Raw genomic sequence first — 18881 nt, forward strand, 5'->3', positions numbered from 1 at the left:
TCGTATGGGGAAAGATGATTGCAGGCGGTTTGTGTATCACGGTAGAGGATATTTGCCGTAGGCAATCGGGAAACGTAGACTATTTGATCCCAGAAACAGGCGAGCGTGTCAATGCGTGAAACGGAAGAAACAGCGAAAATGGATCATCCTGGGGAGTTTTCCTTGCATCGCGATTTTCTGCTGCATTTTATCCCCTTGGTCGTCATATCCGTTGTGACGGTGATCGTGGGGCTGGAGGCGCAGAAATACCTGCGGACCGAAAGAATCAAGATCCGTGCAGTCAATGTGGTCGCGCAGCAACAACGGGTCATCCAGACAGATCTGGCCGCCCATGCGTCCGATGCCCTGCTGGTGGGGGATATCATCCGCTCGGGACAGGTGGTGGCGTCGGACCGGCATTCGCGCCAACGGTTGTTTGAAAGATTTCTTGTCAGCCTGAGCCGGGTCAAGCAGGTGTATGACCAGGTCCGTTTTCTGGATGCCACAGGCAGGGAGGTTGTGCGCATCAATGTCGAACAGGGGCGCCCGTATGCGGTTGAGCAGCAATACCTGCAGAACAAGGGCACAAGACCGTATTTTATCAAGGCATTGCAGGCGGCATCCGGAGATGTGATTATTTCACGTTTTGATCTGAACATGGAGCACGGTCGGGTGGAGCGCCCCCTCAAACCGGTGCTCAGGTTTTCCACGCCAGTGGATGATCATGACGGTCACCGGTTGGGTGTGGTTGTTCTTAATTATTGTGGGGAAAAACTCATCGAGACCATCAAACGCGTTGGGGAGTCGGGTGATGGTGACTCCTATCTCATCAACAGCAACGGGTTCTGGCTCATAGGGCCGACGCTGGAGGAAGAATGGGGGTTCATGCCCGGGAGGGAGCATAGCGGGCATATACGCGAGCGATTTCCGGAACTCTGGGAACTCATCCGTCAGCAGGACCATGGTCAGGTTGTGCTGGGAGACAATCTGTTCACCTTTACGACCATGACGCCCACCCGGCATTTCCAGGGGCAGAACAGTGCCGTGTATCCCCACCTGGAGGAGACGGAATCCTGGGTGCTCATTTCCAGGGTGCCCATGGATGTCATGAGCATTGAATATTTTCTGATCGGTGTTCCCCTGGGTGTATTGACCTTTATCGGGCTGGGCATTGTTGCCTGGCTGTGGTCATCGGCCCGGTACCGGGAGCACCTGGCAACCGCCAGGCTCATGGTCATGGCCACCCGGGACGGCCTGACCAATCTGTATAATCGTACCCATTTCGTCCATTGCGCTGACAGGGAGATCCAGCGGGCCATCAGGTATAAAAGGCCTTTGGCATTGTTGCTCTTTGATATCGATCATTTCAAGAAGATCAATGACACCTATGGGCATGACCGGGGCGACGAGGTCTTGCGGATGCTGGGCAGGCATCTGCTGGCAATCTGCCGGGAGCAGGACGTGCCCGGTCGCGTGGGCGGAGAAGAGTTTGCCGTGCTTTTGCCCGAGACGGATCACGAGCAGGCAATGGCTGTTGCCGAACGATTGCGTCAAGCCGTGGAAAAGATCGAGGTCAGTGTTGACGAGAAGACCATGATCCGGTTCACCATCAGCGTGGGCGTGGTTTCCCTGGACAGGGAACTTCCGGACAGGGATTTTCAGACCCTGTTCAACTTGGCTGACTCCCGCATGTACCAGGCCAAAAAGGGGGGAAGAAATCGGGTTGTGGCCGGGTAAGCCAGGGGATTATGGGGAAACATGGATTGTTTTGCCCGGGCAGATGAACGATATGCCCAGAGAGGAGCGGGTGCTGATCATCAGGGATTGGATGATGGGCTCGTTGACCGGCTGGTCGGATTCCCAGGTGACAATGAAATTGGCGCCGGCACCTCCTGTTTTGTCCTGTTCGGGAACCGTGTAATCGGCCGATCCCAGGGGAGGAAGGATCAGGTTTTTCCCCACATGGCGTTTTATCAGCTTGCCATGGCTGTCATGGTAGTCGGCCTGGACAATGCGTATGGACCCCTGGAGATCGGTGTTGCGAATGCTCAGGATGGCCATAAGCTCGAAGGGACGGGCCTTGGGGCCGTGGTAGATGTTCGAATAGATGGGGACGTAGACGGTGCCGCCGGTGACCAGTGCGTCCTCTGCCCGGGCAGGGGAACTCGTGATGCAAAGGGTCAGGCAGCACAGGAAAAGTGATCGAAACAAGACGTTGAGCATGGCAGGATCCTTGGTGCAAAGGTGAAGCAGGCTATTCCCATTCCCGGTTGCGGATGGTGACACAGGAGATGGAATTCTTGGGCGAGCCATCAATGAGCTTGTCGCTATAGGTCAGGTAGACAAGCACGTTGCGTTTTTGGTCATAGAACCGCACGACCTGCATGGTCTTGAACAGGATGGAAGTCCTTTTTCTGAACACCTTGCGCCCTTTGTGGCCGTTGTTGCGGATTTTCTCCGGGAGAACGATCTTTCCCGTCTGTCTGCACGCAAGGGACGCATCCGAGGTGTCTTCGGCAATCCCCATGGCGCCGGATACACCTCCTTTCTTGGCCCTGCTCAGATAGCAGGTCACACCGGCAACCTCCGGATCGTCAAAGGATTCCACTACGATCTTGTCATCAGGGCCAAGGAACTTGAAGGCTGTGTCCACTGAACCGATCTGTTCGGCCAGGGCGATGGAGGTTGCGGCCAGGGCAACGGCAAGGAGGATCAGAATGTTTTTCATGAGTAGTCGTCAGTGTTGAAAGGAGATTGCATAGGTACAAGGCATATCCCTTACAAACCTGATGGGTCAACATGTTCGTTGCAAACGGACGCTTTTGAAGAGGAGGCATGCGCGAAAAAGGCATGCCTCCTCTTTTTTGTCCGAACCCATGGCATTTTTCGCGCAAACCGGGTAATGGTCGTGGTATGGCAAAAAGGTGTGGATGGAGGATTCCATGGGCAAAACCATTCGGGTCGGAGTGAGTGCGTGTCTCCTGGGGGAGCCTGTACGCTATGACGGATCGCACAAGCGCAGTCGTCTGCTGACCGATATTCTGGCTCCCTATCTGGAGTATGTTCCGGTATGTCCCGAGGTCGGGTGCGGTATGCCCGTTCCCCGGGAAGCCCTGCGATTGACGGGCAACAACCCGAACATGCCCCGGCTGGAGACCAGAACCACGCACATTGATTACACCGAGCAGATGCAACGCTGGGGAAACAGGGAGCTGGAACGGCTGGCAACCCTTGACCTGTGCGGATTCATTTTCACGCCCAAGTCTCCATCTTCGGGCATGGAGCGGGTCAAAGTCTATAACGACAAGGGGGTTCCCGTTGCCAAGGGGGTGGGCATATTTGCCCGCATGTTCATGGACCGTTTTCCCTTGCTGCCGGTGGAGGACAGTGGCCGGCTGTACGATCCCGGACTCAGGGAGAATTTCATCCGCAGGCTGTTTGTCATGAAACGGTGGCGGTCCATGCTGGAGGCGGGCAAAACCACGGGTAACCTGGTGGCCTTTCATACCCGGCACAAGTACATGATTATGTCCCAGCATCTCAGGGGATACAAGGACATGGGCCGATTGGTGGCCCGAGGCAGCGAGCTGGAAACCGACGTCCTGTTTGACAGCTATTTCGCCATGCTGACCAAAGCCTTGAGCCTTAAGACAACGGTGAACAAGAACGTCAATGTCCTCATGCACCTTATGGGATATTTCAAACGGGACCTCTTGCCGGATGCAAAACAGGAACTGCTGGAAATCATCGCCCGGTACCAAAGCGGTCATGTGCCCCTGATTGTTCCGATCACCATGGTCAATCATTATGTTCGTCTGTACAGGCAGAAGTATCTGGAGGAACAATGGTATCTCCATCCCCATCCCGTGGAACTCCAACTGCTCAATCATGTATGAATGTTTCTGCCCGGCACATGAACAACAACGGCAATGTTCAGACAAAACGAAGAACAGGTGGTCATCCCCGGTATTTCCAACGCAGACATGCGCCCACAATCCGTTCCGGTTCAACGTTGCGTCTTGTAAACAAGCCATCTGAATGGGTACCCTTCTTCATACAGGAGATTTCGTGAACACCACGCACAAAACCGTCCTTGTCCTTGGCGCGACCGGGTATGTGGGAGGTCGTCTCGTCCCCTTGCTGCTGGACAAGGGATACCATGTCCGGGCCGGAGCCCGTTCGGCTTCCAAACTGGCTTGCCGTCCCTACGCACGCCATCCCCATCTTGAAATCGTTCCCGTGGATGTCCTGGATCAAAAAGCCCTTGATTCGGCTCTGGCCGGATGCCAGGCGGCCTTTTATCTGGTGCATGCCATGCAGTCGGGCGTCAGGAATTTTTCCGAAATCGATCGCCAGGCTGCCCAGAACATGACGGCGGCCTCGTCCAAGGCTGGTCTTGAACAGATTATTTATCTGGGGGGGCTGGGGATACAGGGCAAGGACCTGAGCGAGCATCTTGCCTCGCGCATGGAAGTGGGAGAGGTCCTCATGCAGGGGGATGTACCCGTGACCTGGCTGCGAGCGGCCATGATTCTGGGAGCGGGGAGCGCGTCTTTCGAGATTCTCAGGTATCTTGTTGATCGGCTGCCCATCATGCTCACCCCCAAATGGGTCAGGAACCGGTGCCAGCCCATCGCCATCAGCAATGTGCTCGGCTATCTCACGGGATGTCTGGAGGAGCCGGCCACTTTGGGGCAGGTTTTTGATATTGGTGGGCGGGACATTCTTTCCTACGAGGAGCTTTTTCAGATCTACGCCAGAGAGGCGGGGCTCAAACCACGGATCGTTATTTCGGTGCCCGTGCTTTCCCCGAGGCTGAGTTCCCATTGGATCAGCCTTGTCACTCCCCTTCCGGCGAATATTGCCAGGCCTTTGGCCGAGGGACTCAGAAACGAGGTGGTGTGTGCGGATATGCGCATCGCCGAGCTCATTCCCCAGAAACTGCTGTCCTGTCAGGAGGCCATTGCCCGTATTCTTCAGCGGGTCCGGCAGCAGACCGTGGATACCTTCTGGAGTGATGCCGGTGTGGTGCATACGCCCGAATGGGTGACCTGCGGTGACAAGGAATATGCCGAAGGGACCGTGCTGTCATGCAACTATGCCACCGTGCTGCAGGCACGTCCTGCCGAGGTCTGGGAGACCATCCGGACCATCGGGGGGCAGCGGGGGTGGTACTATGGCAATGCCCTCTGGAAGTTGCGCGGTTTTGTGGACAAACTCATGGGCGGGGTCGGCCTTCGCCGGGGCCGGCGTGATCCCCGGCATATTCGGGTGGGAGACGCCCTGGATTTCTGGCGGGTTCTGGATGTGCGGAAGAGCCACAAGCTGACCCTTCTGGCAGAGATGAAGGTCCCTGGCGAAGCCCTGCTCGAGTTCACTCTTACCGCCCAGGAGGGAGGGCGGACCGAACTTGTGCAAAGCGCACGCTTTCTTCCCCGGGGACTGTGGGGAATCGTGTACTGGTATCTGCTCGCCCCGTTTCACGTCCTGATCTTCAAGGGGATGCTTCGCGGGATTTCCCGCCACATCCTTTGTCCGGTGATCAGACCGCCAGCCAGGGTGATCGCCAAACCGTCCTGTGTTGTGCGCGAACCGCTGGACGAAGAGATTCGGCCCTGCATCGTGCTCACCGAGGACCCCTTGTGGCGCACGACCCTGCGAACCTTTTTGGCGGAACAGAAGAGCATGGTCCTGGCCACCCAGTCGGAAGCAGGCCCCTACTGCAGCCTGATGGTCTTTGCCGTGACTCCTGATCTGACGAACATCGCGCTGGCCACTCCCAGATCGACCCGCAAGTACGAAAACATGATCGCCCATCCCGTGGTTTCCCTGTTGGCAGATAACCGGGAGAATGGGGATGACGATCCCCACGGGGCCATGGCCGTGACCGTTCTTGGGACCGCAACCGAGCTTGCCGGTAGTCCGGCGGACTCCATGAAACGGCTGCTTATGCAGGCGCATCCCCGGCTGAAGGATTTTTTGAACGATGCGGATACAGCCGTGTTTGCCGTGAGCGTATCCCGGTATATCGTTGTCGAGGAGTTTCAGGATGTTCAGGAAATATTTGTCCGTCAGCTCAATGACCAGGAGCGTGCATGATGGCAGCTGTGCATCCGGACCGCATCCGCAGGTTGAACCAGGCTGTGCAGGGCGCAGGCCCGGTGGTCTACTGGATGAGCCGGGACCAGCGGGTGGATGACAATTGGGCCTTGATTCATGCGGCAGACATGGCCCGGCAGGCGCGGGTCCCCCTGCATATTCTCTTCTGTCTGACTGGCTCTTTTGGAGAGGCATGCATCCGCCAGTATGATTTCATGATGCAGGGACTTGTGGAGACATGGGCGCGGGCACGGGAGAGGGGGCTTTGCCTGAGGATTCGACCGGGACATCCTCCTGATGTGGTTCGGTCGTTTGCCAGAGCGTGCAATGCCGGGCTTGTTGTCACGGATTTCGATCCCCTGCGCATCAAGCAGGAATGGAAACGGGAACTGCTGCAGCATCTCGATATTCCGGTGCACGAGGTGGATGCGCATAACATCGTGCCTGTCTGGCGGGTTTCGGACAAGCAGGAATACGCAGCCAGAACCATTCGTCCCAGAATCCAGCGTTTGCTGGCCGAATTTCTGGAGCCATTCCCCGTATGGGAAGCATTGCCGGAACAGGACATACCCTGCGTTGAGCCCGATGGGGAAGATCTCATGGCCGGTCTTGAGGTGGACCGTACGGTTCTGCCCGTTGCCGGAATCACGCCCGGTTATACAGGGGGCATGGACCGGATGCACGCTTTCATGGCCCACGGCCTGGACCGCTACGACCGGGCCAGCAGGGACCCCAATGCCAACGGGCTTTCAAGGCTTTCACCCTGGCTTCACTTCGGTCAGATCGCGGCCCAGCGCGTGGTCCTGGAAGCGGTGGCGTCACCGCGTACCCAAGGGCAGCAGGCCTTTCTGGAGCAAATCATCATCCGGCGGGAGCTGGCGGACAATTACTGCCTGCACAATCCGCACTACGATTCCCTTGAGGGAATACCCGCCTGGGGCCGGGCCACCCTGGACAAGCACCGCCACGATGTCCGTGAATATGTGTACAGCACGGACGCCCTGGAAAAAGCCGCAACCCATGATTCCTTGTGGAATGCGGCCCAGCAGGAGATGAGGCGAACAGGTATCATGCACGGATACATGCGCATGTACTGGGCCAAGAAAATCCTTGAGTGGTCGAAAACACCCGAGGATGCCCTTGCCACGGCCATCCGTCTCAACGACCGGTACGGACTTGATGGCCGGGATCCCAACGGCTACGTGGGCGTGCTCTGGTCCATGGGCGGACTGCACGACCGGCCATGGAAGGAACGGCCGGTGTTCGGCACGGTCAGGTTCATGAGCGCGGACGGCTGCAAGCGGAAATTTGATGTGCACGAATATATCGGGAACAACTCACCCTAGAAAGCGTGGGCAGTGGCAACGAGTCCATGCCATCTGCCCGGAATGGGGTGGTCAGGGAAAACGTGTCTGCCTGCGAAATGGTGAACGCGTTGGGTGCGGGGTCCTGCACGAGGATGCGGTGATGCGTGGATCAACCGCAGAAGATGATTCGCAGGGTGTATGCGTACAGGGTTTCTTCTGAAAAGAAGATATGCCATGGAAGGTATGAAAGGTGTTCCTGTTGGTGACGTTCTGGTAACCCGGAGGCAGCTATGCGATGCAATGTCGGAAAGAGCGAACGGATCATTCGTGTGTTCATTGGCCTGTCCCTGCTTGGCCTGGGGGCGGTTTTCGATTCCTGGTGGGGGGCTGTGGGGATCATCCCGCTGCTGACCGCGGCCATCGGCTGGTGTCCCCTGAGTTCCCTATTGGGATTTTCCACGTGCCGTGATGACAAGGAACTCATTCCTGATTCGGCCACCAAGGATACCAAAAAACCCCTGAGAATGCGATAACGGGAGAGGACAACCCGTTGCTCGCCACCAGGCCGGACATCTCTCTGGAGGTTGCCGGTCTGGTGGGGCGTGTCATTGCATAACTGGCCGCAATGGTCTGACACTGCCACATAACCAGGCAGTATCTGGTTTCAAGAATATCTCAAACCTGGTACCCCGCATCACCATTCGTTTTCAATAATCCCGCTTCCAATAAATCCCCGCCTTGCCGGTGGAATCCGTGCCCACCTCTGTTTCCACGCCAATATTGGGGGTCAGTTCCATTTCCGCAGATACGGCGTCCTCATCCGAGGTCAGTCCCTTTTCCAGTTCCACATAGATGGAGTCGGTCAGATATTTGCCAACGCCGACCTGCATTTCTCCGTCACTATTCTCCGAGCCCACCTTGATGGTGTCCACACCGAGCAGCGAACGGATGAATCCCATGAGATTGGAGCCGCTTTGTTTCCTGTTTCCGGTCAGGTTGCGTGTCGTGTTGGCCAGCTGGAGGGCCTGCATGGGGTTGAGTTGGGCTGCCGAGGACCCGAACAGGAGCAGGGCCAGGATTTCGTCTTCCGGCAGGCTGGGGGAGGCCTCCATGAGCAGGTCCGGTTTCTGGGCAGTTCCCTGAACCTTGACCTGGACGTCAGTGGATTTGATGCTGGCCGTTGTGATGATGTTTAAAACGGGGTTGGGCGGGTATGCGCCATCAAATTGTATGTTTCCTGTTGTCAGGTTCAGATCCCGCCCGGCAAAGGCCAGGGAACCGCGGACGGATGTCAGGGTGCCGCTGATGGCAGGGGCTGCTGTTTTCCCGGTGACCTTGAGTGCACCTTTCCATTCGGACTCCAGTCCCCGGCCGCGCACGAACATGCGACCGGGAATGGTCACGGCCATGTCCAGATTGATGTCTGCAGGGGGTGATGCCTGCGCCTCGGGCACCACCTGATGTTCGGGTTGCACATGGATTTCCCGAACGGCCACCGGGACAAGACTGGGATCCGGGTTGCGGGAAATATCCAGATCGGCCCTGGGGATGGTCACGTTGCCACGGAGCCATGTTTCGCTGGCATTTCCGTGGGCCTTGCAGGTTCCATCCACCCATGCCGTCAGCGTGTCGGTGGCCAGCAGCCGGGTGCCATGCAGGCTGGTCGAGATCTCATAGGACAGGGGATTTTGTAACGGGATGGTCAGGCTGCCCTGGGCCTCCAGGCGGCCTGTTTCCCCGTCTGTGGCGGAACATGATTCCAGGATGATCTGGTCGGTGTTCAGACGGATCAGGGCCTGGAGCTGTTCGACAAGCGTACCGGTGCGGACATACTCGATCCGCCCCTTGTCCAGACGCAGGGTTCCGGAGAGCCTGGGGGCGTTCATGGTTCCGGTTGCTGCCGCATCCAGATCCAGATTGCCCGCCATCTCAAGATCGGCAGGGGCGAGGATATCGCCGAGTGTTGCCAGGTCAATTTTCCCCTGCGCCGTGACCTTTAGTGGATCGGTCTTGGACATCAGGGCCTTGAAAGGACGTAGGCCAAGGGCGAAGGGCAGGTCGGCGGCAATACGCAGGGGGGGAGATCCCAGCCCCGACAGGGAGGCCGTGGCTTCCAGACGGTCCCGGGTGGTATGGGCATTGATGCGCAGGGTTCCCGCCAGGGCATCATCATCTTGGGACGGGCGTTCCGCCAGATGGTCGATCAGCACAGTGGTTTGCACGTTGGGGTATTCAAGAGGCCCTTCAAGGGAGGCCTGGGCCGTCAGGTTGCCCGCAGGCAACGGAACGGGGGCGAGGCGTTGCAGGGAGGCCAGGGGGAAATCCTTGAGATCCAAGGATGCATGGATCTGCTGCGCATCCTGATGCATCCTTGCGTGAAGTGTGCCGTTTCCAAGAGTCAGGGTGGTGGGGTCCAGTTGCAGGGTGGTGTTGCTGCCGGAAAGTTCGGTGGGGGCGACAAGACGGATCGGTATCCTGTCCCAGGCTCCCTCCAGGGTGTTCAGGCGCAGGGATCTGCCCTGGTGATCTGATCGGGTCTGGCCTTCAAGAGCCAGTTGCATTCGGGCCGGTCTGGTCCCCTCGACTTCCATGGCGAGATGAACGCCTGTGCCTTCACGGGCTGTGCGGAACAGGGTCTTTTCCAGATGCAGATTTCCGGCAGCAATGTTGTCAATGGTCAGTTCCAGATCGGGCTGGTCGGGTCGATCCATGTCCAGATGCAGCCGGTTCAGGTTGGCACCGGCAATGGTGAGGGTCTGGCCGTATGCCAGATCGTGTGCCCATCCGGAAAGGCTCAGCCGTCGGGTATCACTGGTACCTGTGTAGCTCCCTGTCATGTCCAGGGATCCCTTCACGGGTTGCTGCAGCAATGTTCCCACGGGTTCCAGCGAGGAGGCCGCCATATGACCGCGAACCGTTGTTAACGGTTTGTTGGACGGCATATCCACCAGAAAGGTGCCCTTGAGCCCCAGTCCCTGCAACTTGCCGTGAGGGATGGCCACGCCTGTTGTCAGGTTCAGGTCTCCGCTCAGGTCCAAAGGCCCGGAAACGGTTTGCATGCGCGCGGCCCAGGTTCCTGCGGGGGCCGTGTTCAGATTGTTCAGTGTGGCGTTGGCGGCAATCCGTGTCAGGGGAAAGGTCGAGGTCGGTGTTGTGACCGGGAGAGCCGACACGGCACACGAAAGGCGGTCAGAATTTCCGGCAAGTTCTGATGTCAGGTCCATGGCCCTGAGATGGGCCGGGTCCAGTCCCAAAGGTGCCGTCTGGAGGGTTCCTTTCACATTGGCCTGGTACGCCTGCCTGTCCGGCCACACGGTGCCATTGCCGGCCGCTTGAACATGGGTGGCGTTCAGGGTCAGTGAGGTGAGGGTGATGACATGGGGGTTGATTGTTGTTGCAAGCTGCAGGGTACTGGAAGGGCCAAGAAGGGCATGCAGCCAATCCGGTCCCCGGGTGAATCGGCCGCACCGCATGGCAAGTTGCCCTGTTCCCTGGCGGTTCACTACATTGCCCTGGACCTGGCCGGAAAGGGTCATTGATTCGGGCACCGGACCCAGGTCTGGAGTCAGGAGGGTGCCCAAGGTGGCATTGCCGGAAAATGCGGCCGATACGGTGCCGGATTCAGGGGTAAAGGAACCGGATCCTTGCATCTGAAGCGGACCGGTTGTCTGCAGGCGTACCTGAACCTGTTTGCCACCCAGGGCGTCAAACATGGTCCTGATGTCTACCGGGCCACTGTGCAGGATATCAGGCAGGATAATGTCGGCCAGGGACACATGCAAAGTTGCCGCATAGGTTGTCCCGGTGTCCGGAGACGGTTGGGCATGCAGGCTGATGCGTGGGTTTTCCATGCGGATCTGGTCGGATTCCAGCAATCCGGCCGTCACGGAACACCATAGGGTCGGGCTGGTCAGGGGGCCCTTGATGGAGCCGGTGAGAGGCGCGAGTTTGCGGATCCCCATTCCCAGGAAGACGCCCAGCCGGTTGGGGTCATTGTGGCGCAGTTCAAAGGAGGTGTCCGTGTTGTTTTGGTCAAGGCGCACCCTGCTGGTGCCGGACAGGGTCATCCATGTACCTGCAAGCGCAAAATCCGTGGTGAGTTCCTGCCCAAGCCGGTCTGTGGATGCCTGCAAATCCACCCCGATCTGTTCACCTATGGTGTCGGCAAGGTCTGCCAGCTGACCGTGCTGTTCCAGGAGAACCGTGCCCTTGAGGCTCCCGTTGTGTTGGGACCATTGTCCGCGCATCTGGACCGTTCCCATTGTATCGGCCTTGGCCGTGAGGGTCCCCTGATAGGCGCGGGCCTGACCCGATCCCTGGAAATGGATCGTAATGGGAAGGGGATCGGCATACCCGGCAAGAAAGGCGGTTGTCAGCCCTGCTGGATCGTCATACCTGCCCGAGCATTGCAGGGAATCGTCATCCAGCAGGGCTGAGAAATCAAGTTGCGGGGTTGTCTGGTCAAGGGGATGCAGGTGGACCTGAATCCTGCCGGGCCCGGTAAAGGAGGTCAGCTCGGCAGATCCCTCAAGGGTCAGAAGGGGGACGGACCCGGGGATGTCGGTTCCAAGTCCCAGGCGTGCAATGCCCAGCTTGTTGATGGTCAATGCCGGAAACCACCATGGGGTTTGCAGGGAAAACCGGGTTGATGGGGTCGGGCTGGTCGTTTCTGTTGCTTCGGGCCAGCGGGCAAGGTCCATACGTGCAGCCTGGACAGAAAGGATGTGCAGCTTCTTGTGGAACAGGCGTACCGGTTCCCATTGGCATCCCAGGTCGTTGATGGTCAGCCAGGTCCCGTTGGCATCGGCCAGGGAGCATTGTTCCACCCCAAAGCGTCCCCACAGATTGCCATGCAACCCGGAGATGCGTGTTGTGGACTGAAACCGGTTCACGCCGTGTTCCAGTAGTTTCAGGCCAGGCTGGGTGGTCAGCGCACCAAGCAGAACAAGGCCGATGACAACGACCAGAACCAGGCCACTGCCGCCCAGCAGGATCATGGGACGAAGGATTGATGAAAAACGATTTTTTTTCATAAAATCCGTGCTGTTCAAGCCAATCCTATTCAGAATGCCTGTCCTATGCTGATATAGATTTGAAAGGCGTCGTCAATGGAATTGCGTTTGTTGAGGGGAAACGCGGCATCCAGACGGAGGGGGCCGATGGGGGTAAAGTAGCGCAGTCCCGCGCCCGCGCCCCAGAAAAGATCGGTCAGATCATCGGGGACGGCATCGGGAAAGGCTCGACCGCCATCCAGGAAGACAACTCCGCCCAGGGTTTTGGTAAATGTGGCCCGCAGTTCCGCAGCGCATTCGAGTTTGGACAACCCGCCTGTTGGGTCGTTGTCATCATCCAGATCCCCGGCTTTCTGGTAGGCGTATCCCCGTACAGAACCACCCCCACCAGCATAGAAACGTTCGTTGGCCGGGATATCCTGCAAACCTGTTCCCCCCAGGACTCCCAGCGCGCCGCGCAAGGCCAGGGTCAGTTTCCTGGAGGGGAGCAAGGGGAGATAGACGCTTCCCTGCACGCGGGATTTCACAAAGAAGATGTTTTCTCCCAGAAGATCCAGGTAGGGAGCTGTTTCTCCCTTGAGGGTCCATCCCGAGGTCGGATCAAGCATGGGCGCGGCTTTGACGGCATCCGCAAAAACAGGAACGGAAATCAGCCCATAGGTCTTTTTGTCCCCCTCGCTGTCATCAACCGTGTTGAGCCGATAGCGCACCCCGCCTCCGGTACGCAGCCACGGGGTCTGCCTGCGTTCCAGCATCATGCCTGTGGTGATGGATTTGCTTGTGTAGGCATCTGTATATTCCCTGGCAAGGGCCCCTTCAGTGGTCATCTGCCAGGGCCCGAAAAATGCGGGAAACATCAGTCTGACATCGGCTCCCTGGGTGATATCGTTGATCTGTCCCCTTGTTCGCAGCAATTCCCCGTCGTGAAAAAGGTTACGGTGTTCCCAGGAAAACGTGGCTCCAGGACCCGTGTCCGTAGCGTACTCGAGACCTGCCTTGACCGTTCGCGGAACCCGTTCCTGCACGACAATGCTCATGGGCAGGGATCCACTGGCCTGGGGAGTATCTGCGTGTTCAATGCGTACGGTCCCGAACAGACCACTTTTGAGCAGCTTCATCCTGGTGGTGTCCTGGGCCGTGGCGTTGAAGGTTTCCCCCTCCTGCCAGGCAATGGTGCGGTGCACGAACTCCGGATTCACCTGGTCCAGCCCGGTAATGGTTACAGGGCCAAAGGTGCATGCCGGCCCCGGATCGATTTTCCAGAGGATGTTCACCTGGTTGAGGGCATGGTCGACAACCACATCCCGTGAGGTGCTGCGGGCAAAGGGATGGCCATGGTTGCCAAGCATGTCGAGCAGGATGTCCTCCCCCTTGCGTATGGCTGCTGCGGTTGCCGGTGTGCCCGGTGCCAGGCCTATAATCTGGGGAGACAGGGGGACGTTGTCGGGGACCCCTTCCAGGGTGACGGTGCCCATGCGAAACAGGGGGCCCGGCGTGATGTTCAGACTCACCCTTGCAGGGGAGATGTTCGTATCCACGTCCGTGGAGATCTGGATTTTGTAGTAGCCCAGGGACTGCAGGATGGAACGAATGGTGGGAAGATCATCAGCCACCCGTTTGCGCAGCAACGCCCGCGTGCGGGGCGGCCTGTCCTCGCGGGCAAAGGTGTCCGCCTGCAACAGGATGGCCTGTTGGGCTTCGTCCGATGGCGCTCCTTCCAGGGTGGCCGTGTAGGGGACGGCCCGGTTCTGGGCCGCTGCCTGATGCGGCTGCATGAGAATGCAGACCAGGACCGTCCCCAAAAAAGGCACGATGATTTTGACAAGCTGCATGGTTTTCGTGAGCAAAGATGTCCTGTTGTTCTGCTGGTTGGGCGATGCCCAGATCCGGTTGCACGGCCTGCCCCCATTCGTCAATGACCAGGTGGTTCAGGTGGTTTTCTGTGCGGGCATATCCCGTGGGCTCCACCCTTTGTTTTCGTGGGGTAACAGGTGAGAATCGGGTTGGCAGCGGGCCTTTTCGGCGTTTTTGCTGTTTCCTGCAATCTGCCCTCTTTGTCCCCTTCGGACCATTTGAGGACAACAAGCCTTGTGACCTTTTATCCTGTCTGTTTGTCATACATGGCAAAATAGGCCACCGGCACCACGATGAGGGAGAACGCCGTGGACGCGAACAGCCCGAAGATGAGGGCCCAGGCCAGGCCGGAAAAAATGGGGTCCAGGGTGATGGGCCAGGCTCCCAGAGCGGTGGTCAGGGCAGTGAGCACGATGGGGCGCAGACGGATGGCCCCGCTTGTGAGGATGGCTTCCTTGAGATGCATGCCCTGCCTGACCGCATCCTGGATGAATTCGATGAGCACCAGGGAATTTCTGATAACAATGCCTCCAAGGGCGATCATGCCGATCATGGATGTGGCCGTGAAAAAGACCGGATTGGCAAATCCGCCCACGGGATGGGCCATGAGCAGGTTCAACAGCCAGAATCCGGGCATGATGCCAAGGAGGGTCAGGGGAATGGCCGCCATGATCAAAAGGGGCAGGACCATGGATCCGGTTTGCAGGATGAGCAGTACATAGATTCCGAGAAGGGCCACGCCAAAGGCAATGCCCATGTCCCGAAAGACATCCACGGTGATTTTCCATTCGCCTTCACCCCGCCAGTTGACCCGGATGCCTTTGGCCGGGGGATGGGCGCGCAATGTCTTCTGCATGTCCAGGATCGCTTCGGCCGGGGCCTGACCCGCCATTTCACCGGTCACATAGACCACCCGCTCAAGGTTCTTGTGCATGATGGTCCTGTCCTGGGGAATGCGTTCAAAGGTTCCCAGCTCGGCCAGGGGGATCATGGTGTCAAAGGAGGTTTTGACCGGAATCTGCCCCAGGCCGGTGACATCGGATCGCAGGGCTCGCGGCAGGGTCAGTCGGATGCGCAGGGGCTGCCGTTCATGCTCCAGATGAACAAGGCCGGGCGAAAGTCCCTTGATGGCCGCTGTCAGGGTCTGGACAACATTTTGGGTGTCCACGCCGTGCAGGGCGGCCTTTTCCTTGTCCAGAACAAAATCGAGCTTGTTGCGCAGGGTTTCCGAGGTATCATCCACATCGACCACAGCGGGTTCCTGTTCCATGATGGCGCGGACATGGGCGGCCCCGGCAAGGAGCTGGTCATAGGTCATGTCCGGGGTGCCGTAGATTTCCGCGGTGATGGTGGAGAACACCGGAGGACCGGGCGGGGACTCCACGAGCTTGAGACGTGCGTTGTGCCTGCGGGCAATGGCCGTGAGATCCTTGCGGATGCGCAGCCCGATGGCGTGGCTTTGCTGGACCCGTTTGTCCTTGTCGGCCAGGTTGATCCGGATGTCGGCCTGGTGGGGCAGGCCTCGCAGGAAATAGTGGCGGACCATACTGTTGAAATCCATGGGCGAGGCCGTGCCGGTGTAGGAGACAAAGCTGATTATTTCCGGAACCGTTGTCAGATAGCGTTCCAGCTCGCCAATGACCCGGTCGGTGTTTTCCAGGGAGGTTCCCTCGTCCATGTCCAGAACGATCTGCAACTCGTTTTTGTTGTCAAAGGGGAGCATCTTCAGGGGAACCTGACGGAAGTACACCAGGGTGAGGGAACCCGCGAGCATGATCAGAATGAGGAAGAACACGGTCCAGCGCAGCACTCGGGAGTTCAGCAGGGGCAGGACCGTGGCCCGGTAGGCCCTGCCAACAGGCGTTGTGACGGGATCAACGGGTAGCGCACGAGCCGGTGCGGCCTGTTTTCTGAGAAGTACATGGGACATCCAGGGGACAATGGTGATGGCGCACAGGGTGGAAAAGGTCACGGTCAGGGGGACGTTGGCCGCCATGGGGGCCATGTACGGTCCCATCATCCCGGTGATGAAGAACAGGGGAAGAAAGCAGGCAATGATGGCCAGGGTGGACATGATCACCGGCGGCAGGACCTCGCGCACCGCAAACAGGGTGGCTTGCCTGGGTTTCATGTCCCCGGCCCTGATATGGCGCTGGATGTTCTCCACGTTGGTGATGGGGTCGTCAACGACCAGCCCCAGGGAGAGGATCAGGGCAAACAAGGTGACCCGGTTGATGGTATAGCCCAGAAGATGGTTGACAAACAGGGCCAGGGAAAAACTGATGGGAACGGCCAGGGCCACCACCAATGCCTCGCGCCATCCCAGGGTCAGGGCCAGCAGGCCAACCACGGTCACAATGGCGAAAAACAGGTTGGAAAGCAGCTCGTTGACCTTGACCTGAGCGGTGTGGCCGTAATTGCGGGTCACTTCCACATGGATACCGTCCGGAAGTACGGTCTTTTCCAGGGCAGCCATGCGGGCGAGGATATCCCGGGCCACCTTGACCGCGTTGGTGCCCCGTTTTTTGGCCAGGGCCAGGGTCACTGCGGGATAGGTTGCTCGCTCCCCGCCGGATCGTTGCAGGGAGGGCACCCTGGGATGGGAAGGGGTCAGATTGATCCTGGAATAGGAAACCGGTTCCTCGGGACCGTCCACGACCCGGGCCACATCGCCCAGGTACACGGGACGGCCATCGTGTACCCCCACCACCAGGGAACGGACATCGTCGGCTGACTGCAGAAAGGAATCACTGGACACGGTCATGGTGGTGCCCATGGAGGTCAGGGTCCCGGCGGTGACGGAATCGTCAGCCCCGTGGAGACGGGCAAAGACCTCCATGGGAGAGACGCCAAAGCCGCTCAGTTTCTGGGGGAGCAGTTCCACCCGGATTTCACGTCGTCGCCCACCGGTTATGGATGTTGCCGAGATGTCCGGAATTTCCGACAGCCTTGTGAGAACCTCTTCGCCGATGCGTCGCAGCTGGGCATCATCATACCTGTCCGAGTACAGGGTCAGGCAGACAATGGGCACATCATCGATTTCCACGGGTTTGACCGCCCATCCGGAAAGGCCCGGCGGGGCTTCGTCCTGGTGGGAGATGATCTGGTTGTGCAGCTTGATCAGGGAATCTTCGCGGTTTTCGCCCACAAAAAAACGGACCGTGACCACGGCCATGTCCCGTTGACAGGTGGAATAGACATCCTCCACGCCATCCACCTGCCAGAGCAGTTTCTCCAGGGGCGTGGCCACGAGCTGTTCCACTTCATGGACGCTTGCTCCGGGGAAATGCACGAAAATGTCGGCCATGGGCACAACAATCTGGGGCTCCTCCTCGCGAGGGGTGGTCAGGATGGCGGCAATGCCCAGGCCCAGGGCAAAGAGGATGAACATGACCGAAAGCCGGGCCTGGAGAAAGGTTCGTACAATGGCCGGGATGATTCCCTGGGGGCCATGGTGTTCAGTCATGAATGCCTCCCATGCCGATGACATCACCGGGATTCAGTCCGGAAAGGATTTCGATCCTGTCGCCCATGGCCGGTCCGGTGGTGACAAAGATCCGTTCCCAGTGATCCCCCTCGCGAACCAGGACGGTTTCCAGCTGACCAACCCGTTTGATGGCCTGTCTGGGGACGAGCAGGGCCTTGCGTTGGCCGACCGGGATGCGCAATCTGCCGAACATGCCCGGATAGATTCCCGGCATTTCCGGCAGGGCCGCCTTGACCATGAAGGTCCGGGTGCGCGGGTCTGCCGTGGGCACGATTTCCTCGATAATGCCTGTAGCGGTCTGATTGAGTGACGCGATGTCCACGGGCACGGACTGCCCCAGGGCAACCCTGCCCATGAGTCCCTCGCGAATCACCGCCTCAATGCGCAGTTGTTCCCCGGCATGGATGGTCAGAAGCGGCTGCCCGGGCACGGCGAGGTCGCCGGGATCGGCCAGTCGTCTGGCAACATCCCCGTCCATGGGAGCCTTGATGGTCGTGAAGCCGAGGTTGATGGCTGCCTCTTCGAGCATCTTGCGGGATCGGTTCCGTTGGGCCTTGGCCGCCTCAAGCCCCTGCTTGGCTTGTTCCAGTCCTGCCTGTGCCTGGAGGTATTCGGCCTGGGCCACTTCCAGATCCTGGGAGGAAATGGTCCGGGAGGCGAACATCTCCTGCATTCTCTTGTACCGGGACCGGGTCTGGTCGAAACGGGCCCTGGCCGCCTTGATGGCCTGATCGGCCTGGGATCGCATGGCCTCGGCAGCGAGCAGTCCCTGCCGGGCCTGATCCATACGGGATTTGAAGGGCCTGTTGTCCAAAACCACCAGAATGTCGTCCTGCTTGACCCGGTCACCCGGATGCACCTTGATGGCCGTGATTTTTGCCGTAACCTGGGCGGCAATGTCCGCCGTAGTCCGTGCGGTGATCGTGCCCACGCCCGTGTAGCACAGGGGCAGAACCTGGGGTGTTACGGTCAGGGTTGTTTCCGGAGTCTGGATCGATGCTGGCAGAGGGGTTGTTCCGGGCTTTATCCGTCCCCGGGTGAACATGCCGGTTTGATAGACAAGAATGCCGACAAGGGCGGCCAGGCCGAGGATCATGGACAGGGTGCGGAGGAGAGAGGGGGTGTGCATGGGAACTCCGGAAA

General features: G+C 58.8%; 11 protein-coding genes. 5 read left to right on the forward strand and 6 right to left on the reverse strand.

Translation table 11 applies throughout. The features are described 5' to 3' along the window. Positions 1–162: 162 nt before the first annotated feature. On the forward strand, positions 163–1716 hold the full coding sequence (locus DPF_RS04400; RefSeq protein WP_176724162.1) for a sensor domain-containing diguanylate cyclase: 1554 nt from the start codon (positions 163–165) through the stop codon (positions 1714–1716). A gap of 9 nt (positions 1717–1725) precedes the next feature. On the opposite strand, the gene DPF_RS04405 is transcribed toward DPF_RS04400, so the two are convergent. Continuing rightward, positions 1726–2202: a DUF3124 domain-containing protein gene (locus DPF_RS04405; protein WP_069857658.1), complete on the reverse strand. Its 477-nt coding sequence runs from the start codon at positions 2200–2202 to the stop codon at positions 1726–1728. A gap of 31 nt (positions 2203–2233) precedes the next feature. Then, positions 2234–2707, reverse strand: coding sequence for a CreA family protein (locus DPF_RS04410; RefSeq protein ID WP_069857659.1), 474 nt, complete (start codon positions 2705–2707; stop codon positions 2234–2236). A 214-nt stretch (positions 2708–2921) separates the two neighbouring features. Between DPF_RS04410 and DPF_RS04415 the strand changes: the two genes are divergently transcribed. From DPF_RS04415 to DPF_RS04430, 4 genes are all read left to right on the forward strand, one after another. Further along, positions 2922–3875 carry a YbgA family protein gene (locus DPF_RS04415; protein ID WP_069857734.1) on the forward strand — a complete coding sequence of 318 codons (954 nt, stop codon included), beginning with the start codon at positions 2922–2924 and terminating at the stop codon, positions 3873–3875. A gap of 172 nt (positions 3876–4047) precedes the next feature. Next, complete coding sequence (locus DPF_RS04420; protein ID WP_069857660.1) at positions 4048–6078, forward strand: DUF2867 domain-containing protein; 2031 nt, start codon at positions 4048–4050, stop codon at positions 6076–6078. Beyond that, positions 6075–7424 carry a deoxyribodipyrimidine photo-lyase gene (gene phrB, locus DPF_RS04425; protein WP_369689584.1) on the forward strand — a complete coding sequence of 450 codons (1350 nt, stop codon included), beginning with the start codon at positions 6075–6077 and terminating at the stop codon, positions 7422–7424. The genes DPF_RS04420 and phrB overlap by 4 nt, the downstream gene beginning before the upstream one ends. Positions 7425–7675: 251 nt before the next feature. After that, positions 7676–7918 (forward strand): YgaP family membrane protein, encoded by a 243-nt coding sequence (locus DPF_RS04430; RefSeq protein WP_069857661.1) that lies wholly within the window; start codon positions 7676–7678, stop codon positions 7916–7918. A 174-nt stretch (positions 7919–8092) separates the two neighbouring features. Here DPF_RS04430 and DPF_RS04435 read toward each other — a convergent pair whose 3' ends face one another. From DPF_RS04435 to DPF_RS04450, 4 genes are all read right to left on the reverse strand, one after another. Then, positions 8093–12418, reverse strand: a complete 4326-nt coding sequence (locus tag DPF_RS04435; RefSeq protein ID WP_069857662.1) for a translocation/assembly module TamB domain-containing protein — start codon at positions 12416–12418, stop codon at positions 8093–8095. Between the two features lie 29 nt (positions 12419–12447). Then, complete coding sequence (locus tag DPF_RS04440) at positions 12448–14229, reverse strand: autotransporter assembly complex protein TamA (protein ID WP_069857663.1); 1782 nt, start codon at positions 14227–14229, stop codon at positions 12448–12450. Positions 14230–14495: 266 nt separating this feature from the next. Further along, entirely contained in the window at positions 14496–17717 is a 3222-nt protein-coding gene (locus DPF_RS04445) for an efflux RND transporter permease subunit (protein ID WP_069857736.1), read from the reverse strand. Further along, a complete protein-coding gene (locus DPF_RS04450) occupies positions 17710–18867 on the reverse strand; it encodes an efflux RND transporter periplasmic adaptor subunit (protein ID WP_083254464.1) in 1158 nt (385 codons plus the stop codon). Before DPF_RS04450 ends, DPF_RS04445 begins: the two co-directional genes overlap by 8 nt. Between the last annotated feature and the right edge of the window lie 14 nt (positions 18868–18881).

It is taken from the genome of Desulfoplanes formicivorans (assembly GCF_001748225.1).
Lineage (GTDB): Bacteria > Desulfobacterota > Desulfovibrionia > Desulfovibrionales > Desulfomicrobiaceae > Desulfoplanes > Desulfoplanes formicivorans.